This is a genomic window from Clostridium pasteurianum BC1, from assembly GCF_000389635.1.
In the GTDB taxonomy this organism is placed as follows: Bacteria; Bacillota; Clostridia; order Clostridiales; family Clostridiaceae; genus Clostridium_I; species Clostridium_I pasteurianum_A.
On record NC_021182.1, the window covers coordinates 1,539,445 to 1,562,882 of the forward strand.

Consider the following 23,438-nt stretch of genomic DNA (forward strand, 5'->3'; position numbering starts at 1 on the left):
AAATTGTTAGATGGGAAATCAACAGTTTATGAATTGCTACATAAGATAGATATTTGTATTCCAGATTCCCTACGAGAAATATGTATCCAATTTGCTAAAAATATTGCTTCAAATTATCCGACTGAAAGTAAAGAACTTAAAATACCATCTCGAGTATCAACATTATACATTGTATTAACCAGTAAATGTAATTCTAATTGTTTATATTGTTTTCGTGATCTGGATGGTTCATCAGTTTCCCTAAACAAAAATTATATAATGGAAATTATCTCGTCATTCAAGGAGATATCTAATAAGAATCCTAGCATTGTTTATACAGGAGGGGAACCATGTTTATTCCCAGACCTAATAGAAATTGCAAATTATTCAAAAGAAATGAATATTAAAAATACACTCCAGACAAATGGCACACTGATTAATAAAGATAATGCTTCATTATATGCTAGTACATTTGACACAATACAAATGAGTTTAGATTCTACCAATGAAGAAATGAATGACTGGTTGAGAGGAAAAAAAGGACATTTCAAAGCGGTAAGTGATGCAGTGACTTTACTGTTGAAGTATAATGTAAAAGTGAGGTTGGCAGCAACCGTTACAAAGAAAAATTTTTACGATATTTTAAACATCAAGAAAACATTTCCTGATGTTGGGTTTCAATTTACTCCTATGCTTCAGATTGGAAAAGGTAGAAATCTGGCATCGCTGGCATTTTCACCAGAAGAATTTATAGAATATATAGCTGATTTGCCTTCGTCTGATAAGTCCAGTATTTTATCTATTGGTAATGTTCTTAAATTTGGCGAAAAGAACCATATATGTGGTGCTGGAACATCGATCTTAAGTGTTTCTCCAGACGGGGATGTCTACCCATGCCAGATGTTGCATCATTCTAATTTTTGTTGTGGAAATGTAAGAAATGATTCTTTAGAAAGTATCTATCATACTTCAGAAATACTTAATAAATTTCGAAATCTTAAAATTGATATGATAGATGGTTGTAAGGATTGTGATATTCGTCATATTTGTGGAGGAGGCTGCAGAGCCAATAGTTTTTGGCTAAATAACGAGGTGTTAGGGGAAGACTATTTTTGCGAATATAATAAACAGATATATTTTTACAATCTTATAAATATGTTTAAGGAAGTTAACATTGAAAAACTGGAGAGTAATAGAACTTAGATTTCAATCGTGTGTCAATGGAATCTAGTTATCTTTTCGCTTAAGAAGTTCGGTTAAAATCAAATTAATTTACATGGATAAAACAATCTAAGAATAAGGAGCAGATTAAGATTAAGCAAGGAAGAAAGGCTCTAGTTGAGGGAGAAAAAGAGCTTGAGGGTGAGCTTACAGAAGTAACAAAAGAAAATGATCAACTTAAGAAATTATTAGGAGAAAAAGATTTAGAAATAGCAATTCTTAAAGACTTAATAAAAAGAGCAAGCTCTCAACTAAAGATAAAGTAGAAATAGCTAAAAAATATATAGAACAAGGATATAACGTAGTTTTCGTACTGAAGGTAGTTAAGCTTGGTAAGCCAACATATTACTATAACTTAAGTGTAGAAGGCAAAAAAAACAAAACCTAAAGGCGGAAAGCCTAAGGTATACAGCGCAAATAAGGAAAATAAAAAGATATGTGATGATGAGATCAAAGAGTTTATTATGGATTCAATTGAAGGATATGCTGTTAAATATGGATATATAAAAATAACATATCATTTAAGAAAATATTATTACCTTATAATTAATCATAAGAAAGTTTATAGGTTTTGTAAGGAATTTGGTATACTTAAAGACTAAAGATTTATTAAGCCTAAGATAAAGAGAACTATACCAGGTTCAAACCAGTTATTGGAAATGGATATAAAATGCGGCTACATTCAAGGATAGGATAAGTTTTTCTACTTACTGAGCTTAATCGACGTCTTCGACAGAAGTATTATTGATTACCACATGGGTTTACACTACGAAACTAAGGATGCTACCGCATTACCTAGAAAGTGTTTGATAAAAAGAAACCTGTTTGAAGAAGGATCTAAAAAGCCTGTAATAAGAACAGATAACGGTCCGCAGTGTAATCAAGTTGGTTATTCAGAAATTATTGGAATTGGAATGATAGGTTTTTTTAGTCCATCTTTTTATGTACTTAATAAATTATATGAAAAGTCAAAAATAGAGGATTAATACACGGCCAAATCAACACAATAGTAATTGCGTGAAATTGAATAAATAAGAGCAAAGCATTGATACATAAGGCTTTGCTCTTGTTTTTTTATTTTGGAAAGGAAAATTTGCAAAAATGAATTCAAATAATATAATAAAATCATATATTTAGCTGAATTAAATAAACACGTGGAGCCGGCGTAAAACAAGGTTTTATAAAAAATAAAACTAGTAATAAAATGTAAGAAATTTAAAAAAACTATAGCTTAAAAGTTTTTACCAACACAGATTAAATATTTGTCGTTATTTTTTTTCTTGGTTGGCTTTTTGCTTGAAGTTTTAACAACAATCGTTTTCATTTTAGTTACCTCTCTAAAAATATTTTTTTAATTACATCTTCTACAATTATGTACAAGCTCTTCAAAAATATTCAGTAGAGATTTAAAATATATAATTATTTTATTATAAACCATTTTAAAGGGATAAACTAAAATGAGAAGTTTTTTTATGCAAGGGTAAGTAGTAAAGATCAATCTCTAGAAAGACAACTTGTTACAGCCAAGGAATTAGGAATAGAGATGGAGTAGAGGAATTTTGTGCGAAGATATCAGGGACTAATAAGCAATCTATAATAGTTTTAGCAAATTCGGGGATTGATGATTATGTAGCTAAAGTTACAGATGCTTATATAAGGCATTAGTTTTATGTATACACTTAAGTATTTTAAAGAGATTAATGTCAGTTAATAATTATCACTACATTACAAATTTATAGTTTTGTAATTAATTCATAACAGTTGAAAAAATTAAGATAAGGATTAGATAAGGCTTTTAAATTTGAAAATCTATAAACGTTAATTATGACCTCACATTAGTTCATAATGGGTAATTTAAAATTTAAGCATATGCATTATATTTAGATAGTATATTTTGAACTTAATATAAGACATAAAAAGCTACTCTATTCAACCAATAAACTGATTAAAATTTTCCCACACTTTTCCCACACAAGTTTTAGAAACCTTTAGTTTCTGACAGAGAGCAATAGTTAATAAACTTAGTAAACTTAGTAATACCAACAGTTACAGCAAATTATAGAAATCTATTATATGCTTTTAAACAAAACCATTGGTTGTAGGTTCAGAAGTTTAACAGTATTATACAATTGCTGTATTGGACTGTTAAATTTAGTTAGAAATTTTTTTGTAATTTTTTCCCCATTCACACATTAAATTTAGAATAGGTTTTATACTTTCACCAAGTTTACTAAGTTCATACTCAACTTTTGGAGGGCTTTCTGGATAAACTTTTCTATAAATTATTCCGTCTCTTTCTAATTCTCTTAATTGAAGTGTTAATGTCTTTTGAGAAATACCATTTAATAATCTTTGTAATTCGTTAAACCTAGCTACTCCTCTTATCAAATGCCAAAGAATTGATATTTTCCATTTACCGCTTAATATATTTATAGTTATGTCCATAGGACATTCTGTTGTTAAATTTTTTGATTTTGTCATTTTAACTCTCCCTAAAATTTTTAAGTATTAACTTTATAGTATCATTTACTATACTACATTTCAAATTTGTGCGTACTTTAACTGTATTGTTGTTAGTGCTATGCTTTCAAATAGAACAGAAAAGAATCACTAAATAAGGAAAGGGATGTTTTAAATGATAATTGATAGTCATGCTCATGTAATATTACCAACAGAGAGACAAATATTAATAATGGATGAAGCTGGAGTAGATAAAACTATATTGTTTTCTACAACACCACATCCTGAAAAAGCTAATGATTTAAAATCATTAGAAAAAGAATTGTCCACCTTAAACAATATATTAGGAAGTAGTGTTTCAGTAAATGAAAGAATTGAAAATATTAAAAGTACTACAGCAATATTAAAGAAAGTTATAGATAGAAATCCATCAAAGTTTATAGGTTTTGGACTGGTACCATTGTCTTTAAACTATAATAAAACATCGGACTGGATAAATAGTAATATAGTTAAAAATAATTTTTATGGGTTAGGAGAATTTTCACCAGCGTCTGGTCAAGTAAAAAATCTAGCAATAATTTTTCAAGCTTCAAACGAACTAGGACATCTACCTATATGGGTCCATACTTTTTATCCTTTAAATTTTGATGACATTATAGAACTCATACAGCTAGCTAAGAAATATCCCAAAGTTCCATTAATACTGGGGCATATGGGAGGTATACACTGGATTGATGTAATAAAATTTGCTAAAGAAAATAATAATATTTATTTGGATTTATCAGCTATGTATACAATTTTAGCGCCTACAATGGCAATTAAAGAATTACCTGAACGTACATTATTTAGTTCAGATGCTCCTTATGGTAATCCTCAACTATTTAGAAAAATGATTGAAATGATTAGTCCAGATAAAAAGGTATCGGAGCAAGTTCTAGGTGGTAACATACTGAAACTGTTAAAATTATAAAATATTATTTTTATAATATTTTACCTAAATCTTTATATTCAAGTAGAACTTTGAAGAAATAAAATAATATTAAGTAATGATAGAATACTGAAGTTAAATCAATTCTTTTTATATATTATTTTACTATTTTGTTTTACCTTTATTTAAAGAGGATTGATATAATTCCAAACTAAAAACTAGCTTATCCAAGTAATAAATTAGCTTAAATTTTTCCACATTTTTCTCACAAAAGTTATAGATACATTTAGTTTCTTTTAGAAGAGTAGCTTATAAATTTAGTAAGACCTATGGTTACAGCGAATTTTAGAAATATATAATTTGATTGTAATTTTTCGTTATTATAATTTACCACTTAATCAATTATATGGTATCATTTAATATATAATTAATACAGACTAGTAATCTTAAGAAAAGTAAATTTTATAATTAATCATGTGTTATTAAAAGGGAGATATTAAATTATAATGATTAATACAGGTAATAAAGTTAATATTGGTCATAAATATAATATATTAGTTTTGATATTAGGGTTAGCTGGATTTGTTTCGGCAGCTGATAACTGGTTTGTTTCACCCGCTCTTTCTCCAATTGCCTCAGAGTTCAGCATATCAATTTCTATTGCTGGTTCTGTATTAACCACATATATGATACCATACGGAATTATGCAGCCTGTTTATGGTTTTTTTAGTGACCGTTGGAGTAAAGTCAATGTATTAAAATTTATTGTGTGCGGACTTGCTATAGGAACAGTAGGAAGTGCATTTGCTAATTCACTATTAGTATTATGCATTTTTCGTGCAATTACAGGGTTCTTTGCTGCTGGTATCATAGCTGTATCATTAGCTTTAATTGGTGATACTGTTCCTACTTCAAATCGACAAGTATATGTGGGTAGATTTATGGGGATTGTTTTCTTGGGACAAGGCTTAAGTGCAGGCTTAGGAGGATTAATTACTAAATATATTAGCTGGCGTGGGGCATTTATCTTTTTTAGTTTAGTAGCTATATGTTCAGATATACTCTTATTTAAAAATTTGTCTAAAGATTCAAAAACTACAACTAATAAAAAACAGAATTTTTTTATTCAAGTTAAATTAGCATTATTTTCATCTAAAGGAAAAGTAATTTTTCCATTAGCTTTAATTTCTGGTTTTTTATTACTAGGGTTATATTCTTATTTAGGTTCATTTCTACATGAAAATATAGGCTTAGATTATTTACAATGTGGATTAATAATAATGTTTTATGGATTTGCTTGCTTAATTGGAGGCTCACAAGTTGGCAAGTTCAGTAAAAAGTTTGGGGAAAAGAATGTAGTATTAACAGGAGAAATATTTGCTTTAATTACAACTTTATTTTTATATTTTTTTCATTACTGGCAAGTTGCTTTGATAGCCACAATTTTTTTGGGATTAGGATATATTTGCATTCAATCTACATTAGCTACGTTGGCTTTTGACGTTATGTCAGAAAATAAAGGACTTCCTTCTGGATTAATAGGCTTAGGACTTTTTGGAGGGGGAGGATTAGGTAGTTTATTTAGTAGTTGGTTACTTCTTAAAGGAGGATATCAAAGTATTTGGATTGTTTTTCTTATTGGAATATTGATATTTAATCTCATTACTCTTAAAATTAAATTTAATTAGAGAATACTTTAAAATATTATAACTAATATTGGACAAATTTTTATAGTTAATTCATTCTATTCTTATAGATTGAATTGAGTATAACTATTACACTAATGTAATTTATGGTGGACTATGCTTATTAAGTAGGTTGTTATCATCATGAATATATTAGATAATATAATTAATCTTATTTACCTAATAGAAGCCAATCTAAAGAAACACCTAAGGCTTTGGCAAGAGCTACAACTTCATAATCGGATACAAATCTATCTCCTGATTCAATTCTTGAAAGAGCTATTCTATCAAGTTTAATGTTCATAAGGTCAAGTTTTGCTGCTAAATTTTCTTGAGTTAAAGTAGGTTTACTCATTTTCCGAGCTTTTTTAACTCTAGTGCCAATTATATTTTTACTTCCATTATACCAATAAATTTTCAAGGTAGTACACCATCCTATGTGCTAAAGATTAACTTTTTAAGTTGATTTTACATTTTTATATTGTTATAATGTTGCTAAAGATGAACATTTAAACATTGTAAGAAATATATTTAGGGAATGATCTGGTGGAAAATCTGGAATATAGATTAAAAATTAAGAGAAGAATAGAAGTTTTAAAAGAAAAACTTAACAAATGCATTGATAATAATTTATATAATCTTAATAATGAGGAAATTTTGTATATTAGTGAAGAACTTGATATTGCAATAGTTCAGTATATTAGAGCATTTAAATTTAAGCAATAGTCTATTAAGACTAAATAAATCCTTATTTTATACATAATGTTAATTTATTTATGATATACTAAACTTATTTTTGCAAATTTAGTTTTAAATATAAGAAATAAGCTCAAAACTTTAAAATATAAAGGCTTTACGCTTATTTTGTTAACTGAACACAATTGTAATTGTGTAAAATTCATATTCTTTAATTTTAGCAATTATAATTTACCACCCACTCAATAATATGGTATTATCTTATATATAGTTGATACGGAGTTGTAAGAAATTATGACATAATATAGAATTAGCTATGGTAAAACGTACCTTAAGTGACGGATAAAACGTTAGCAATTTCATAACTTAAAATTGACAATACTGATATAATATCATATGGTGATTATATGTTTGAAAGTAGGTGATACTCTGTTTAGTATTTTCGATAGTATGGGTTTTCTATTCGGCAAAGTTACCGAACAGATGATAGATAAGTTTAATGTAGAATTAAATTCCTATCAAATTGATTCAAAAGAGTTTGGTCTTATGACAGTTGTAACCTCTATGTCTAATTCTACTCAGCAGCAAGTTGGTGAAGTTTTGCACATTGATAGGACTACTATGGTTAAAAGAGTTGACCATCTTGAAGCACTTGGTTGCTTAACACGTGTAAAAAATGCGGTTGATCGCAGAACGTATAACCTAGAACTTACCTCAAAAGGAGAGCAGATGCTTAGAGAGCTTTGGCCTACATTAGTTGACTGTGAAAGGGGAGTTCTTTCTGCTTTAACTGACGAAGAATTACAAAATTTAAAAAGTATTTTTACCAAGTTGGTAAAAGCTTGGAATTAACGAAAGGATGATTATAATGACAAACCTCGAATACCTAGAAAATATTTTGGAAATTACCATAAGTCCAATGGACTTCATTGCTGCGTCTAAAGCACAGCCAGACGGTTTCATAGTTGTAGATGTCCGCAACGCACCACAACACTTAAAAAAAGTAAAAATAGCCGGAGCAGTTGAAATACCTGAAAAGGATATTAAGAACAGACTTGGTGATTTATCGAAAGATAAAGTTATTGTTGTTTACTGCTGGGACATCTGGTGTAATCTGGCGAAAAAGGCAAGCGTAGAACTTGTTAAGAACGGATATACTGTAAAAGAATTAACCGGCGGAATAGCTGCATGGCAATCTCTTAACCTGCCTGTAACAACATTATAACATGCATGGCCAGCTCTAGCGTAACTAATGGGCTTCGATAGAGCTGGCCATGCATGACTAGTATTGGTGTGATATGCAAACGGATAATATTTCCAATGATAATTGCAGCAGCTATCTGGATTAGATTATTAGTAACCGCCATTCCATCAGATTCTATGATTAAAGCTGTTATAAATGCTGGTACTTATGCGCCTTATGCAGGTCTTGCAGTATTTGGTGAAATGGAGTTTAGACGTTTTTATGTTATTAAAAAAGCTAAGGTGGTGGTTAAACAATGTCGTTTAGTGATAATCAAAGCTACATCTTTGAAACACCTTTAATTGAGGGAATAATAAAAAGTAGACCAAACCGCTTTATAATGGATGTTGAAATAGATAATACGATTTATAAATGTCATTGCCCTTCCACCGGACGCATTGGGAACATCATATTCAAAGATATTCCTTGTCTGCTGTCTAGAGGGAAGGACGAAAAGAGAAAAACACCCTATACTGTGGAAGCTATATCATTAGAGCTACCGACAGATTCGACCAAAACGTGGATTGGCATTAATCAAAATGCGGTAAACAGATATGTAGAACATTTTTTAAAAACCGGACAATTAAGCAAAATTGTTGCCAATGGTCATAATGCTATTCGCGAACAAAAGCTTGGTAATTCAAGACTGGATTTCTTGGTAGAAAGCACCTACCTCGAAGTAAAAACACCTCAACTAAAAAAGGCAGTACTGCCTTTTTTTATATTTTTATAAATATCATATACCAAATTATAACATTTACTTTTCAGTACATGACACGAATGCTCCCTCCACCCCTGACTTACGGACAGTGAATTGCATTAAATAAGAATAATAAACATAAAAATCATTTACAAGATTATATTTCCAAATAGTAATAATGCAATAATATGCTTATAAAGATAATATAATCATAAACATGAAATTAATGTAATAGAGAATGGGTATACTGGTGCCTTACTATTAAAGAATATATTTACTTTTTTTGCCATATTAGATGTCATAAAGTATCAAATTAAATTTTAAGGCATATTTTTTTCTATTAGAATCATAACATCTGTTAAACCATGTCAATCCACTGCTGAATAAGCTGTATATTCTAACTATTTTATTTCTTATCTTTTTAGTTGCGCCTATTATCTTACTCTTCTTATTCTTAGAACAATCTGCTCCTAATATTATCATCCATGTATATGCTATACATAAGCATAAATATAAGTTTTCAAAATATATAAGACTGTTTGTCCATGTATCTTCCATATTGAAGCCACTGGATTTTAAATCTCTAAACATTTCTTCTATAATAAATCTTTTCTTATATTCATTAACAGCATTCTTACTATCAAGATTGGTTACTATATACCAGGTATCCGCTGCTTCTTCTGCCTTACAAACTGCTAAATTGCATCTATATTTTTCAGCACTTAGTAAAATTCCATTAAACTTTTTTACGCCTTTTTTTAGAGTTTTTATATCTCTAAGGTATTTTATTTTTTCTTTCCCTTCTATATTTACAAGCATATCATTGGTACATCTTATACAATATTTCCATCCTATTTTATTTATAAACTTAAATAAATCTATACTCTTAAAACCTCTATCTGCCAGCAATACAACTTCATAATTATATGAACTTATAAGATCCTTAATCTCTTCTATTCCCTGTTTTATATGTTTGAAATTTTTATTATCTTTTTCATTATATTCAAATATTTTATACCATAGTGGAACTGCTCTTTTTCCCACTTTCAGCGAAAATTTAAGTATTAAAAATTTATCTTCCAGTGTTGTATGGTCAAATATTACAACCAGTTTATTAGTGGTACTTCTTTTTATATAATTTATCATAATTTCATCGATAAAATTATAATATAGGTAGTCTGACTTTATTGTTGAACTTGAAAAAAATCTATAAATTCTTTTTATTTTACTTTCTTCATTGGCTTCTGTATAGTAATCCTTTAGCTTTTCTGATATTTCTGAGATTATAACTGATTTTGATAACAATATTCCCAAAACAATATATACTAAATTTTTTAGTTTCTTGGATGATATGGGTAAAATCTCATATAGCATTTTTCCTAATTCTGCGGTAATATATTCTTGATTGTTAAGCATAGCCAATTCTCCTTTTTTATAAGTTTGTTTGTCCGAATTTAACTTATATTTTAGGGCTTGGCTATGTTTTTTCTATCCTTTTTTTCATGTTACTTTATTCCATGTTAATTTTTCTCTTTTTACTGTCCTTACGTCAGGAGACATACCTGTAAATTTTTAGATAATGATGAATTTCGAAACTATTTGACTTGTTTTACTATGTATAGACCTGAAGGCATCGAATATATATATAGCTCTTAATAAATGGCTCTAAATGTAAAAAATTATTAATCATATTGAGCTTAAAATACGATATCCAATTATAATTTAGGACTTAAATTAAAGAGCAAGTTAGCTCGGATTTTTCTAATAGTACGAAGAAATATCAAATAAAACAAGTATCACTTTATTTAAATTGAAAGCTAGCTTATTCAACCAATAAGCTTATTGAAACTTTCCCACACTTTTCCCACAAAAGTTTCAGATAGCTATAGTTTTGATTAGAAAGTATAAGTAAGGAAATGTAGTAATATCAACATTTATAGGAAAGTGCAGAAAAATAAAAAGCTATTAAAACAAATCTGAAGGTCGGGAGTTCGAGTCCCCCTGGGTGCACCAAAAGCCTTGATACAAGCCAATTTGCAGAAATGTGAATTTGCTTGTATTCTTATTTTCCCACAAAAGTTATAGATAGATATAAAAAACTATACAAATAAATCATTTAATTTTTTGTGTTTTTCTTTAAAGTATGTTCTTTATCTTAATTTTGCTTGAATTGGATATTTACTTGTAGGCCTATTTATGTATCATGGATAAGATTAGATTAATTCTTTTTACACATTATTTTACACTCTCTTTTATCATTTTATAAAATAAGCAATGGTAAGTAGCTTTCACTCTATTATTTTCTCTGAAATTTTTATTATAAAGATTAATTACTTTTCTCATAAAAGCTGGTGAAGTACATCTGCCATCTTTATTACTATTATTGGCACCAATTTTCTTAATGGAATAAAAAAAATCTCTACAATCATTAAAATACTCATATTCAAATAGTTCTTTGCTTTCTACTAAAATTTCATTATTGCTATTTTTATTTCTTATAGTATTTTTACACATTGTATGCAATTCATTTAAACTATGAAAAGACTGTCCGGAATATATGGGCTCTTTTATGGACATTGTTTGTTTTGCTTTTTCAAAACATTCATTTAATTCATTAAAGGTATAACGGCCAAATGTAGAAAAGCAAAGTATACCGTTTTTATTTAATGAGTTATATAATTTCCTTAGTGTTAGTGGCATATGATTAAACCATTGAAATGTGGCATTCGAAATAATAATATCATAAGTAGTATTAATGTCTATCTCTTCTATATCTCCACAAATAAAATCTATAGAGTCATTTTTAAATTTAGACTTTATTTCAGCAATCATTCCAGGTGCAATATCAACAGCAGTTATATGTGCAAGAGGGAAAAGATCTACTAATGCAGTAGTTAGATATCCTGTCCCACAACCAATTTCTAAAATATTTTTAATTTTAAGGTTATCTTTATTACTCTGCAGCATAAAATCTATTAAAATATCTCTCATATTTTTTTGTACATGAGTATATTGATTATAATTTGAAGCATTTTTACTAAAATGAAGTTTTACTTGTTGTTTATCAATCATATATATTTACCTTCCTTTATTCCCTTAGAAAATTAACATTACTTTTGATTTATACTACAGTTCTTACTTGTTAAAGTGAAAGAGTTATAATACCTACAGTTTGTATAAAAAAGACATTTGTGACGATTAGTTATAGGATAAATTCACATATAGCATTGTAACAATCACTAGCATTTGTAAAGAATGGAATATGTCCTGCCTGTTTTATTATTTTTATATGGCAATGACTTACCATGTTTTTTATATATACGGCAGATTCTAAAGGACATATACTATCTTCTTCACCATGAATTATTAATAAAGGTATATTTATGTCTACTAATCTATTTCTTAAATCTTTTTCTATTAAATAATCTAGTCCTAATATTAAAGAGTTTATGGATTGATCTTCAATGCTATCTTTTATAATCCGTAGAAATTGAATATCATATTTCTTTTGCTTTTCTACTTTTGAAAACATAGCACTATTAAAATTAAGTAATGTTTCTTTAGGATTTCTATTAAGCTGAAACTTCATTCTTTCTACAATTCTTTTATTCCAACCTATATTGTATTCATCTTCTTTATGTTGAACAAAACAGCTTGTACCTCCAATTAGAATTACGTTATTAATATTCCAAGAAGCATCCAGTGCGATCTCTTGAGCGACCAATGATCCTAATGACCATCCTAATAAAGAAAAATAGGTAAGTTGTTTTTGTTCTATAACTTTTATTATCCTTTGTTTAAATTCATCTATTGAATGAATGTTATCCCATTCAATAGATATTAATTGAAAATTCATTGATAAAAACTCATTGATTTTTTCAAAAACAGAACTTTTCATTCCCCAACCAGGCAGCATAATTAAATATGGCTTATTCATATTAACCTCCAATAATATTTAATTTTTTCCCAATAAATTTCATTTTTATTAATACTTCTTCTAAATCTTGCTTTGTATGGGTTGCCATCAAAGAGAGTCTTAAACGGCTTGTACCTTTAGGCACAGAAGGGGGACGAATAGCTGGTATATATATACCTTCATTTAATAAGCTTTTACTAAATTCAACAGCTTTATCTGCTTCACCAATCATAATAGGAATAATGGGAGTTTCTGTTTTCATTACATCAAAGCCTGCTGTTTTAAGTTCATTTTGAAACCAGCTAGACATTTTTAATAAATTAACTCTTCTTCCCTCATCTTTTTCAATAATTTCTAATGCTTTGATAGAAACAGCGATAGTACTAGGCGATAAAGCTGTAGAATAGATAAAGCTTCTGGCGCAGTTTTTTAAGTAATTAATTAAATCTTTTTTACCAGCTACATATCCTCCTTCCGAAGCAACAGCTTTACTTAATGTTCCCACCATAATATCAATTTTATTATGTAATTGAAAATAGGAAGATGTACCAGATCCATTTTTACCTAAAACACCTGTAGCATGAGCATCATCTACCATTGTCATTATACTGTGTTCTTTTGCAATTTTTACAATGTCTGGCAATGGAGCTATATCTCCATCCATACTAAATACACCATCTGTTACAATTAAATTGTTACTTCCTTTATACTTATTTATTTTGTTTAGTAAATCGTTCATATCGCAATGCTTGTATCTAATAAGTTTTGAACCGCTTAAACGGCATCCGTCAATAATACTTGCATGATTTAATCTATCACCAAAAATTACCCAGCTTTTATTACATAAGGCCGTAATAATACCTACATTAGCCATATATCCTGTATTAAAAATTAAACTTGCTTCAGCACCTTTAAAAAATGCTATTTTTTCCTCCAAAGCTTTATGTATATCGAAACTTCCTGTAGTTAACCTAGAGCCACCCGAACCAACACCATATAAATTGATTGCATTAATGGCAGCTTTTTTTAACCTAAAATCATCACAAAGACCTAAATAGTTATTTGAACCTAAAAGTATGAAATCTTTTCCTTCAATTTTAACCCTAGGGGATTGTGATGTTTCAATGTATCTAAGTTCTCTATATAATCCTTTTTCTTTGATTTTTCTAAGTTTTTCTGTTATATAGTTCATAATTTAATTCTCCTACAAATCAAATACATAATTTATTAAATCTTTTTATGATATCTATTTTATAAAGATAAACTAATATTAAAGAATTGTCAACCGGTAAATGATTATTAGTTAACAAATAAAAAGTACGAAGAAATGAAAGGTGATTTTAAATAAAGATTTAATCATATATTATTTTTAAGCATAACTCTATTTAAATTAAAAGTTGACTTATCTAATCAATGGCTAATCTAAATTTTCCCACACTTTTCCCACAAAAGTTATAGATACATTTAGTTTCTTTTAGAAGAGAATAGTTGATAAATTTAGTAAGATCAATAGTTATAGCGAATTTTAGAAATATATAATTTGATAGTAAATTTTCTATTGTTATAATTTAACGCTTAATCAATTATATGGTATTATCTAATATATAGTTAATACGGACTAGTAGGATATGATGAATTAAATAAAATGGAGAGATTTATGAATAATTATATACTTAAACTAAGAAAAATAGTCGGTCAAAGGCCACTTATACAATGTGGAGCATGTATAATTATAAATGATAACAACAAAATTATATTTCAATTAAGAACTGACAATAAAAAATGGGGTTTACCTGGTGGATCAATAGAATTAGGGGAAAAAGTTGAAGAAACTGCTATTAGGGAAGTGAAAGAAGAAACAGGTTTGTTAATAAGTTTAAAAGATTTAAAATTATTTGGCGTTTTTTCAGGTGAAAGACAGCACTATGTATATCCTAATAGAGATGAAGTATATAATGTTGTCACTGTATTTACAACAAGCGTATATAGTGGTCAATTATGTATGGATAATAAAGAAAGTATGTTTTTACAATTCTTTGCACTTGATAAACTACCAATTTAAATAAATCCACCAGATATAGAAGTTGTAGAGAAATATATTAAATTCATAAGTAATAAATGAGGATTAATTATAATTACACAGGGTGCATTTACTATAATGCTTAATGAAAATAAAGATAGAATTTTACTTGTTAAAAGAGAAGATATTCCAGCTTGGGATTTACTGGGTGGTAGATTAAATGATGATGAAAATCCAACTCAGTGTGCCGTAAGAGAAGTTATTGAGGAAACAGGTTATATAATAAATATCTATAAAAAAATAGGTGAATATCATAGAATACAATTTAATGATATCCAACATATATTTTTAGGAAGTATTACTGGTGGAAAAGAAATTAAAACTGGAGATGAAATAAGTAAAATAAATTGGTTTAAATTAAATAGATTACCTTTTTTATGATTCCACATAGAAAAGAACAAATTAAGGATTATGTAAGTGGTAAATATAATTTAATAAGAACATTACAGGATTCTAATTTTATTATTAAAATTACAAAGATCATAAAAAAACAATAATTTTCATAACTTTTATAGTAAATTAAAGGTTTATTTTATCCAATTTATTGAAGTCACTTTTCACTTCATGACACGTTTGCTGGTATTGGGCCTAAAAGTCTGTTCTTACTTTAATCAAATGAATATGATGTCCATTTTCTAATTCAAAATTTTGACTAGAAACTTCGGCGAATCTATGATTATGAGGATCTGTGGTTAATTCAGCTAACATAGTGCTTACTAAGAATTCATGATCATGGGTTTGTTTTTTCTTACTTTTAGACATAAACTTCACCTCATATTATTTGAGGTACTACATAATATGAAGGCGAATTTATTGTGATACTTATAACTAATAAATTTTCAAAATATATAAAGAAAACAACATATGAGATGCTTGCATTTGTTAAAATCATTGCTTGATTCAGCTAAAATTTTACATTGACAAAATCTAGATACTATTGTAATTTTATATTGTTAACTTATATTAAAAATATGGTTGACAATATAAAATTTAGGAGGTTATGAAATTGAAAGTACGTGAAATTATTATGGTATCAATATTTGCCGCTTTAACTGCTATAGGAGCATTTATAAAAATACCAATACCCTATGTTCCCTTTACACTTCAATTTTTATTTTGTGCCATAGCGGGAATAATACTTGGACCTAAACTGGGGGCACTATCTCAGATTTTATATGTAATTATTGGACTTATAGGTGTTCCAGTTTTTACTGAAGGAGGGGGATTGTACTACATATTTAAACCTACTTTTGGATATTTAATAGGTTTTATAGTTGCTGCGTATGTAATAGGAAAGTTAACAAGTATAATTAAAAAAATCAATTTTATAAAGGTATTATTATGCGTATTAAGTGGACTATTTTTTGTATATTTATTTGGAGTTATACACTTATACATAATTTATAATTTGTATATGGGTAACATAAAAACCATTAAATGGGCTATATTTTATGGTTTTGTTATCTGTGTAGGAGGAGATCTCTTGGTCAGCATGGCGGCATCCGCAGTATCACTAAAATTAAAGCGGGTAGTAAAATTTGGACAAGAATTCAAATATTAATGGAGGAATGAGGAAATGAGTAAAAGTATATATGTGGTAGGAACGGATACAGATATAGGTAAAACTTTAGTTACAGGTGCACTAGTATATCTCTTACGCAAAAGTGGATACAATACATGTTATTATAAAGCAGCACTAAGTGGAGCTGAAGTGGAGGGTGAAACTTTAATTCCAGCAGATACAAAGTTTGTATGTGACATCAGTGGTATTAATGAGAAATATGAAGATTTAACAGGTTATATTTATAAAACAGCAGTATCACCTTTTTTAGCTTCAAAGATTGAAAATAATCCCATTGATATAAATGTAGTGAAAGATAAATATAAAAAATTAAAAAGTAAGTATGATTATATAATATGTGAAGGCAGTGGGGGAATAATTTGTCCCATTAGTTGTGTAGGAAACAAAATATATAACCTAGATGATTTGATAAAGACAATGGATATGGATGTAATTTTGGTTGCAAGTGCAGAACTAGGAACTATAAACCATACTGTTTTAACTGTTAAATACTTAGAAAGTGTGGGTATAAAAATAAAAGGCATAATAATTAATAAATATGAAGATACACAATTATGTAATGACAATATTTATATGATAAGAACCATGGCAGGTATTCCTGTATTGGGAGTTATGCCTCTCATTGATGGAAATGGTGATAAATTACAAGAAAAAGTAAAAAAATTATCAGAAGAAGTATTTAATACAAAAGAAATAATTAATTGTATGAGGTAATATGGAGGTAAAAGATATGAATGAATTTCAGAAAAAAGATTTAAAATACATATGGCATCCCTGTTCTCAAATGAAAGATTATGAGGAATTACCTCCAATAGTAATAGAGAGAGGAAAAGGATGCTATTTATATGATGTAGAGGGTAAATCTTACTTGGATTGCATAAGTTCATGGTGGACAAACATTTTTGGACACAGTAATCCTAGGATAAATAAAGCTATTGAAAAACAATTAAATGAAATTGAACACGTTATTTTTGCTCACTTTTCAAATAAGCCTGCCATTGAATTGTCCGAAAAGTTAACTGATGTTGCACCAGAGGGATTAAAAAAAGTATTCTTTTCAGACAATGGATCATCTGCGGTGGAGATAGCCTTAAAAATGAGTTTTCAGTATCATCAGCAAACAGGGAAAAGTAAAAAGGTAAGATTTGCAGCTTTAACGGATGCTTATCATGGAGAAACCATAGGAGCCTTATCTGTAGGGGAGTTAGATCTTTATAGTAAGATATATAAACCATTACTTTTGGATACTGTAAGGGTTGAAGGACCTGACTGCTACAGATGTAAATATGGAAAAGAAAGATCCAGCTGCAGTGCAGAGTGCTTTGAGCATATGGAAAAAGCATTAGAGCAGTATCATGAAGAGTTAAGTGCTATAATTGTTGAGCCTATGATACAAGGCGCAGCGGGTATGAAAATATATTGTTCTGTATATTTAAAAAAATTGAGGAAAGCCTGTGATTTTTATGATATCCATTTGATTGCAGATGAAATAGCAGTTGGTTTTGGGAGGACTGGAAAGATGTTTGCCTGCAATCATGCTGATATAAGTCCGGATATAATGTGTTTGTCTAAGGGTATCAGTGCTGGGTATATGCCTATGTCTGTAGTTATGACCACTGAAAAGATATATAATGCCTTTTATGATGACTTTTCCACATTGAAAGCTTTTATACATAGCCATACCTATGCTGGTAATGCCATGGCCTGTGCAGTGGCCTGTGAAAGTCTTAATATTTTTAAAGAAGAAAATGTAATTGAGAATAATGAAGTAAAGTCTAAGATTATTAAGAATTTAGTAACTGAAAAAGCAGATAAAAATCCATTTGTAGGGGATGTACGCCAGCTTGGAATGATTACGGCATTAGAGCTTGTTAAAAACAAAAAAACAAAAGAAAGATTTAATTGGAAGCAACGTACAGGCTATGAGATATATAAAATAGCTTTAAAAAATGGACTGCTTTTAAGACCTATTGGGGATGTATTATACTTTATGCCTCCTTATGTAATCAATGAAGAGGATATAGAATACATGGTGGGCAAGTGCTTTCACAGCATTGATGAATATTTTCATAATTAGTTAGAATGTTTACTCTAGGGTAATTGTAATTACCAATTAAATGTAAAAATCCTTTTTAAGATTGGAGCACTCGTAATTGTGGGATATTATGAAGAAATCTACATTATACAAGTAGGGTGGACGCCAAGATAAGTGTAAAAATCGGCAATTTGATGGTATTTTTTAACATCATCTATAGTTTTGTTAGTTGATTAATTTGATTCATATTCTTTAACTCTTCTATAAAAAGTATTACTTTTCATAGAAGGGATATCGCCAACATTTCTCTGAATCACACCAATAGGGGTGGAGGGGCATAGCCATCAAGCTAAGAGAATCCTAAAAAATAAACCCCCTTTATAAAAAACTGAATTTTTTATTATTGTACTATTTTTTATAAATGGGGGCGAATTTTTTATATTTTTATTTTTAGCTTGATGGCTATGTTGCCGTACCCCATATTAGAAAGTTACTTTTTCACCATTGTAGATACAAGTAAATAATCTTTTCATTGTTTTATCATCAATTTCTCTTGGATTTGAACCTGTGCAAGCATCTAATACTGCGTTATGAGAAACACATTCAATATTGGATGTGAAATCTTCCTCTGTTATTCCATAAGACTTTAAAGTAAGAGGAATATCCATTTTTACATTTAAATTCTTAATCCAATTAATTAAGGAATCAATTAATTCTTCATCCGTTTGTCCTGATAGATTTAATCGTTTTGCTATAGTAGCATATCTATGGCTGCATTTTTTAGAATTATATTGAATTACATATGGTAAGAAAATTGCATTAGCACATCCATGGGGAATATGGAAAACTGCACCTGTTTTATGCGCCATTGAGTGAGTTATACCAAGTAGTGCATTTGAAAATGCCATTCCAGCTAAACATTGAGCTGAGTGCATTTCGTTTCTAGCTTCTTTATCTCCATTATAAGATTTTAATATATATTCATTTACCATTATAATAGCTTCCATAGCAAGTGGATCTGAAAAAGTAGATCTAAGTCCAGCAACGTAAGCTTCTATTGCATGAGTTAAAGCATCCATACCAGTATGAGCTATAAGCTTTTGAGGCATAGTATGAGCAAGTTCTGGATCAACTATTGCTATATCTGGAGTTATGTTAAAATCAGCTATAGGATATTTAATTTTCTTTTTATAATCTGTTATAACTGAAAAAGCTGTTACTTCTGTTCCAGTACCGCTAGTTGAAGGAATAGCTACAAATTTAGCTTTTTGTCTTAGTTCTGGTAGTCCAAAAGGAACAATAGCTTGTTCAAATGTAAATTCTGGGTATTCATAAAATATCCACATAGCTTTAGCTGCATCTATTGGTGAACCTCCACCTATAGCTACAATTAAATCAGGTTCAAATTCCCTCATTACAGCTGCACCATTCATAACTGTTTCTACAGAAGGGTCTGGTTCGACTCCTTCTATTAATTTAACCTGAATATTAGCTTCTTTTAAGTAACTAATAACCTTATCTAAAAAACCGAATTTTTGCATAGAACTGCCGCCAACAACAATTATGGCTTTTTTACCATTTAAGGTTTTTAAAGTTGCTAGTGAACCTTCTCCAAAATATATATCTCTTGGTAATGTAAATCTTGGCATAATAGTTTCCTCCAATTTTTTTAAAAATTTTCAAATGTTTTCCTCGATATATAGAATATCAATAAATATGGTAAAAATCAATATATTTATGAAATATATAGGCTTATTAGTACATATATGTAAATAAAAAATAATCAATATGAATTAATTTATGGAAATATGTTAATATGTGGATTATAATAAGACTATAGATGTAATTATGAACTTTTATTTACTAATACGTAACAAATTGTAAATAAAATTGGTAAGCATTAAAGAAAGAGGACGATTATCATTGTCTGGTAAAATAAAGGATATAATTGATAATATTATTCGAGAACGGTCAAAAGGTAATCCAGCTATTGCTGAAATGACTAAAGCAAAATTAATTCTCAAGGGAATTAATCCAAGCAAATTTGACGGTTACTCAGCTGATGATCCGGTGATTATAGAAGAACTTCTAAATATTTCACATTTATTAAATGTAAAAAATCTAGAAAAAAATAATGTGAAAATTAAGTCTGCGTTTTCAACTAAATTTTTAGAGGAGGAAGTTGTATTTGACATTAGAAATCAGTTGAATGTTTGTAATGGAAAGTTAGTAGTATATTTTGCTTCTTCTAGTTATGACCAAGGAAGGCTGAGTAATCTTATGAAAGCAGCTTTTGAGAATAGTACCGTAGTTGGCTGCTCTACTGCGGGTGAAATAGTCAGTGGCGAAATACTGAAAAACTCTGTTGTAGCAATGTCAATTAATTCAAATATTGTTTCTGATGTAAAAGTAGAAATAATTGAAAATATGAAAGAAAATCTAAGTGTTGAAGCAGCATTTACTTCTTTTGAGAAATACTTTAATGAGAGTTCATATACTATGGATTCAACAAAATATGTTGGTATAGTATTAATTGATGGTGTAAGTATGAAAGAGGAAAAAATCATGGATTTGATTGGTAATAGAACTAACGTTATTTTTGTTGGTGGATCTGCAGGTGATGACTTTAAATTTTTAAAAACGCATGTTTGTGCAAATGGAAAGGCATTTACTGATTCAGCAGTTCTTGTTATGTTGAAAATAAATACCAATGCTGAGTTTAGTATTATTAAAACACAAAGTTTCAAAGTTTCGGACTACACCTTAATTGCAAATAAAGTCAATGAAGCAACAAGGGAAGTCATTGAATTTAATAACAGACCTGCAATTTTGGAATATGCAGATGCGGTAGGTGCAGCTTCAATTGAGGACGCACCAAAATACTTTATGACCAATCCTGTAGGTTTATTAGTTGGAGAAAATAATCTATTCATACGGAGCCCCCAACAATTAAAAGGGACAAATATAGTGTTTTTTTGCAATATATTAGAAAATATGGAGGTAAGATTACTTGAGTCCACAGATATTATTGAAGACACTAAGAAAGCTATTGAAAATAAAATATATGAATTTGGCCAGATCGATGGTATCATAAATTTTCATTGCATAGAGCGTACACATGAATTGGAGAAAAAGAATCTTGAAAAGCAGTACGGTAAAATATTTAGTGATATTCCAACAATAGGGTTTTCCACTTATGGTGAAGAATTTATAGGCCATATGAACCAGACTTCTGCTATGCTGGTTTTTAGATTAAAACCAAATTCATAAATAATTATTAATCTTCAGCCATAAATTTAAACAAAAGTATTGATATAATTAAAACATTTTGAAACGGAGAGTTATATTATGGATAGTGTACAAAGTTATTTAAGTGATGTCAATATACTTATTGTGGATGATTGTTCTTTAAGTGTTAACGTATTGATCATGATACTTGAGCAGAAGGGATACAATGTTAGAGATACTTTCAGCAGTGAATTGGCGCTACAGTATGCAAGAGAAAATCCACCAGACATGATTTTACTTAAAACCAATATACCTGCTATGGATGGGTATAAATTATGTGAGATTTTAAAAAGTGAGGAAAAGCTTAAGAAAATCCCGATAATTTTCATTGTTACAGACAACGAGACTTTTGACAAGGATAGAGTATTTGCTTGTGGAGGAGCTGACTATATAACTATGCCTTTTAATAATAAAGAAGTTCTTGCACGGATTGAGACACATTTAAAACTTCCATTCATGCAACAAAGATATAAAGCTTTAGAAAATAACGTAAGGGAGAAAGAATCACAACTAGAACAAATAACTGCTGAATTTAAAGAATTTAATGTTATATTAGAAGAAGAAATTACTGAACGTACAAAAACTGAAGATGCATTAAAGGAAAGTGAAAGACAACTACGATACTCATTAGAATTGCAAAAAAAACAGAGGAAGAAAGAAAAAGACTAGATCAGATTAAGGAGTATGATAGGATTAGAACAGAATTTTTTTCTAATATTTCTCATGAGTTAAGAACTCCAATAAATGTTATTCTTTCTGCACTTCAGGTACATGAACTTAAACTAGAAGAATTTCCATGCAAGAATTCAAATACAGATGTATATAAATATATAAAAATAATGAAGCAAAATTGTTTTCGCCTTTTGAGATTAGTTAATAATTTGATTGATATTACCAAAATAGATTCAGGATATTTTGATATAAATGAAACTAATAATAATATAATAAAGCTTGTAGAAGATATAACTTTATCTGTAGCTGATTATATAGAAGATAAAGGTTTATCTCTAACATTTGATACAGAAGTTGAGAAAAAAATTATTGCCTGTGACCCAGAGAAAATAGAGAGAATATTTATGAATTTATTATCTAATGCAGTAAAGTTTACTCCATATGGCGGTAGTATCATGGTTAATATAGAGGACGGTAATGAAAATATTTGCTTGAGAGTAAAGGATACTGGAAGAGGTATCCCTCAAAACAAACTAGATATTATTTTTGAACGTTTTGTACAAGTTGACAAATCATTTGCAAGGGATCATGAAGGTAGTGGAATAGGACTTTCCCTTGTAAAGGCATTAGTAGAATTACATGGTGGAAAAATATCAGTAGTAAGTAAGGTAGGGCATGGTACTGAATTTATTATATATCTTCCATGCAAATTAGTAAACGCTTCTAATGACAAATTTGCGGTGCTTGAATCAGTAAGTGAAGGCTTAATTCAAAAACTCAATATAGAATTCTCAGATATATACAAATAGCTACCTAATATACTTGGTATACGGGTGTGAAGAACATAGCTGCTGGCAACTGCAAACTAGAACCTCTATAATTTTGATTTGAGATTATTTATCTAATGGTGGACTAGTTACAGTAAAAAATTGTAGTGCGATTAATAATAATGG

26 protein-coding genes and 1 pseudogene are annotated in these 23,438 nt (G+C 29.0%); 19 read left to right on the top strand and 8 right to left on the bottom strand.

All coding sequences use genetic code 11. The features are described from left to right. Window positions 1–33 precede the first annotated feature (33 nt). From CLOPA_RS07120 to CLOPA_RS07130, 3 genes are all read left to right on the top strand, one after another. Window positions 34–1,182, top strand: coding sequence for a radical SAM/SPASM domain-containing protein (locus CLOPA_RS07120; RefSeq protein WP_242834313.1), 1,149 nt, complete (start codon window positions 34–36; stop codon window positions 1,180–1,182). Window positions 1,183–1,649: 467 nt separating this feature from the next. Further along, window positions 1,650–1,802, top strand: a complete 153-nt coding sequence (locus CLOPA_RS26770; protein WP_431602574.1) for a transposase — start codon at window positions 1,650–1,652, stop codon at window positions 1,800–1,802. Between the two features lie 153 nt (window positions 1,803–1,955). Next, complete coding sequence (locus CLOPA_RS07130) at window positions 1,956–2,186, top strand: hypothetical protein (RefSeq protein WP_041710825.1); 231 nt, start codon at window positions 1,956–1,958, stop codon at window positions 2,184–2,186. Between the two features lie 1,165 nt (window positions 2,187–3,351). Here CLOPA_RS07130 and CLOPA_RS07135 read toward each other — a convergent pair. Next, entirely contained in the window at window positions 3,352–3,681 is a 330-nt protein-coding gene (locus CLOPA_RS07135) for a winged helix-turn-helix transcriptional regulator (RefSeq protein WP_015614766.1), read from the bottom strand. A gap of 154 nt (window positions 3,682–3,835) precedes the next feature. On the opposite strand from CLOPA_RS07135, the gene CLOPA_RS07140 reads away from it, so the two are divergent. Continuing rightward, window positions 3,836–4,630: an amidohydrolase family protein gene (locus tag CLOPA_RS07140; protein ID WP_015614767.1), complete on the top strand. Its 795-nt coding sequence runs from the start codon at window positions 3,836–3,838 to the stop codon at window positions 4,628–4,630. Window positions 4,631–5,094: 464 nt separating this feature from the next. Then, the gene (locus tag CLOPA_RS07145) at window positions 5,095–6,276 is read left to right on the top strand and encodes an MFS transporter (protein ID WP_015614768.1); all 1,182 of its coding nucleotides are present in this window, start codon (window positions 5,095–5,097) and stop codon (window positions 6,274–6,276) included. A gap of 169 nt (window positions 6,277–6,445) precedes the next feature. Here CLOPA_RS07145 and CLOPA_RS07150 read toward each other — a convergent pair whose 3' ends face one another. Beyond that, a complete protein-coding gene (locus tag CLOPA_RS07150; protein ID WP_015614769.1) occupies window positions 6,446–6,694 on the bottom strand; it encodes a helix-turn-helix domain-containing protein in 249 nt (82 codons plus the stop codon). A 125-nt stretch (window positions 6,695–6,819) separates the two neighbouring features. Here CLOPA_RS07150 and CLOPA_RS07155 point away from each other — a divergent pair, with 125 nt between their 5' ends. The 5 genes from CLOPA_RS07155 to CLOPA_RS07170 all read left to right on the top strand — a co-directional run bounded on the left by CLOPA_RS07155 (window position 6,820) and on the right by CLOPA_RS07170 (window position 8,945). After that, window positions 6,820–6,999: a Spo0E family sporulation regulatory protein-aspartic acid phosphatase gene (locus CLOPA_RS07155; RefSeq protein ID WP_015614770.1), complete on the top strand. Its 180-nt coding sequence runs from the start codon at window positions 6,820–6,822 to the stop codon at window positions 6,997–6,999. Window positions 7,000–7,419: 420 nt separating this feature from the next. Beyond that, the gene (locus tag CLOPA_RS07160; RefSeq protein ID WP_041711335.1) at window positions 7,420–7,821 is read left to right on the top strand and encodes a MarR family winged helix-turn-helix transcriptional regulator; all 402 of its coding nucleotides are present in this window, start codon (window positions 7,420–7,422) and stop codon (window positions 7,819–7,821) included. Between the two features lie 16 nt (window positions 7,822–7,837). Next, complete coding sequence (locus CLOPA_RS07165) at window positions 7,838–8,194, top strand: rhodanese-like domain-containing protein (protein WP_015614772.1); 357 nt, start codon at window positions 7,838–7,840, stop codon at window positions 8,192–8,194. A 68-nt stretch (window positions 8,195–8,262) separates the two neighbouring features. Next, the gene (locus CLOPA_RS24865) at window positions 8,263–8,514 is read left to right on the top strand and encodes a hypothetical protein (protein WP_172638601.1); all 252 of its coding nucleotides are present in this window, start codon (window positions 8,263–8,265) and stop codon (window positions 8,512–8,514) included. After that, entirely contained in the window at window positions 8,469–8,945 is a 477-nt protein-coding gene (locus CLOPA_RS07170; RefSeq protein ID WP_015614773.1) for a DNA/RNA nuclease SfsA, read from the top strand. The genes CLOPA_RS24865 and CLOPA_RS07170 overlap by 46 nt, the downstream gene beginning before the upstream one ends. A 258-nt stretch (window positions 8,946–9,203) precedes the next feature. Here the strand turns inward: CLOPA_RS07170 and CLOPA_RS23640 are convergent, their stop codons facing one another. From CLOPA_RS23640 to bioF, 4 genes are all read right to left on the bottom strand, one after another. Then, window positions 9,204–10,328 carry an IS4 family transposase gene (locus CLOPA_RS23640; RefSeq protein WP_015614406.1) on the bottom strand — a complete coding sequence of 375 codons (1,125 nt, stop codon included), beginning with the start codon at window positions 10,326–10,328 and terminating at the stop codon, window positions 9,204–9,206. 819 nt (window positions 10,329–11,147) lie between these two features. Next, entirely contained in the window at window positions 11,148–11,984 is an 837-nt protein-coding gene (bioC, locus tag CLOPA_RS07180) for a malonyl-ACP O-methyltransferase BioC (RefSeq protein WP_015614774.1), read from the bottom strand. 130 nt (window positions 11,985–12,114) lie between these two features. Further along, on the bottom strand, window positions 12,115–12,849 hold the full coding sequence (locus CLOPA_RS07185; protein ID WP_015614775.1) for an alpha/beta fold hydrolase: 735 nt from the start codon (window positions 12,847–12,849) through the stop codon (window positions 12,115–12,117). A gap of 1 nt (window position 12,850) precedes the next feature. Further along, window positions 12,851–14,020: an 8-amino-7-oxononanoate synthase gene (gene bioF, locus CLOPA_RS07190; RefSeq protein WP_015614776.1), complete on the bottom strand. Its 1,170-nt coding sequence runs from the start codon at window positions 14,018–14,020 to the stop codon at window positions 12,851–12,853. Between the two features lie 465 nt (window positions 14,021–14,485). Here bioF and CLOPA_RS07195 point away from each other — a divergent pair, with 465 nt between their 5' ends. Both CLOPA_RS07195 and CLOPA_RS07200 read left to right on the top strand, forming a co-directional pair. After that, window positions 14,486–14,890 (top strand): NUDIX hydrolase, encoded by a 405-nt coding sequence (locus tag CLOPA_RS07195; RefSeq protein ID WP_015614777.1) that lies wholly within the window; start codon window positions 14,486–14,488, stop codon window positions 14,888–14,890. A 93-nt stretch (window positions 14,891–14,983) separates the two neighbouring features. Then, window positions 14,984–15,289 carry an NUDIX hydrolase gene (locus tag CLOPA_RS07200; RefSeq protein ID WP_278246052.1) on the top strand — a complete coding sequence of 102 codons (306 nt, stop codon included), beginning with the start codon at window positions 14,984–14,986 and terminating at the stop codon, window positions 15,287–15,289. Between the two features lie 207 nt (window positions 15,290–15,496). Here CLOPA_RS07200 and CLOPA_RS24235 read toward each other — a convergent pair whose 3' ends face one another. Beyond that, window positions 15,497–15,670: a YmaF family protein gene (locus CLOPA_RS24235; protein ID WP_015614779.1), complete on the bottom strand. Its 174-nt coding sequence runs from the start codon at window positions 15,668–15,670 to the stop codon at window positions 15,497–15,499. 244 nt (window positions 15,671–15,914) lie between these two features. Between CLOPA_RS24235 and CLOPA_RS07205 the strand changes: the two genes are divergently transcribed. From CLOPA_RS07205 to bioA, 3 genes are read left to right on the top strand one after another with little or no spacing between them, the layout of a single operon-like run. Continuing rightward, window positions 15,915–16,469: a biotin transporter BioY gene (locus CLOPA_RS07205; protein WP_015614780.1), complete on the top strand. Its 555-nt coding sequence runs from the start codon at window positions 15,915–15,917 to the stop codon at window positions 16,467–16,469. A 15-nt stretch (window positions 16,470–16,484) separates the two neighbouring features. Further along, window positions 16,485–17,204, top strand: coding sequence for a dethiobiotin synthase (gene bioD / locus CLOPA_RS07210; RefSeq protein ID WP_015614781.1), 720 nt, complete (start codon window positions 16,485–16,487; stop codon window positions 17,202–17,204). A 16-nt stretch (window positions 17,205–17,220) separates the two neighbouring features. Further along, complete coding sequence (gene bioA, locus CLOPA_RS07215; protein WP_015614782.1) at window positions 17,221–18,567, top strand: adenosylmethionine--8-amino-7-oxononanoate transaminase; 1,347 nt, start codon at window positions 17,221–17,223, stop codon at window positions 18,565–18,567. A 440-nt stretch (window positions 18,568–19,007) separates the two neighbouring features. On the opposite strand, the gene CLOPA_RS07220 is transcribed toward bioA, so the two are convergent. Beyond that, window positions 19,008–20,174 carry an iron-containing alcohol dehydrogenase gene (locus CLOPA_RS07220; protein WP_015614783.1) on the bottom strand — a complete coding sequence of 389 codons (1,167 nt, stop codon included), beginning with the start codon at window positions 20,172–20,174 and terminating at the stop codon, window positions 19,008–19,010. A gap of 274 nt (window positions 20,175–20,448) precedes the next feature. Here CLOPA_RS07220 and CLOPA_RS07225 point away from each other — a divergent pair, with 274 nt between their 5' ends. The 4 genes and pseudogenes from CLOPA_RS07225 (at window position 20,449) to CLOPA_RS25950 (ending at window position 23,294) form a co-directional block, all read left to right on the top strand. After that, window positions 20,449–21,795 carry an FIST signal transduction protein gene (locus CLOPA_RS07225; protein ID WP_015614784.1) on the top strand — a complete coding sequence of 449 codons (1,347 nt, stop codon included), beginning with the start codon at window positions 20,449–20,451 and terminating at the stop codon, window positions 21,793–21,795. 78 nt (window positions 21,796–21,873) lie between these two features. Continuing rightward, window positions 21,874–22,482: a response regulator gene (locus CLOPA_RS25940; protein WP_242834277.1), complete on the top strand. Its 609-nt coding sequence runs from the start codon at window positions 21,874–21,876 to the stop codon at window positions 22,480–22,482. An 80-nt stretch (window positions 22,483–22,562) separates the two neighbouring features. Then, window positions 22,563–22,664 (top strand): annotated as a pseudogene (locus CLOPA_RS25945) (sensor histidine kinase); the annotation flags it as partial. Between the two features lie 12 nt (window positions 22,665–22,676). Then, a complete protein-coding gene (locus CLOPA_RS25950; RefSeq protein ID WP_242834278.1) occupies window positions 22,677–23,294 on the top strand; it encodes a sensor histidine kinase in 618 nt (205 codons plus the stop codon). Window positions 23,295–23,438: the final 144 nt, after the last annotated feature.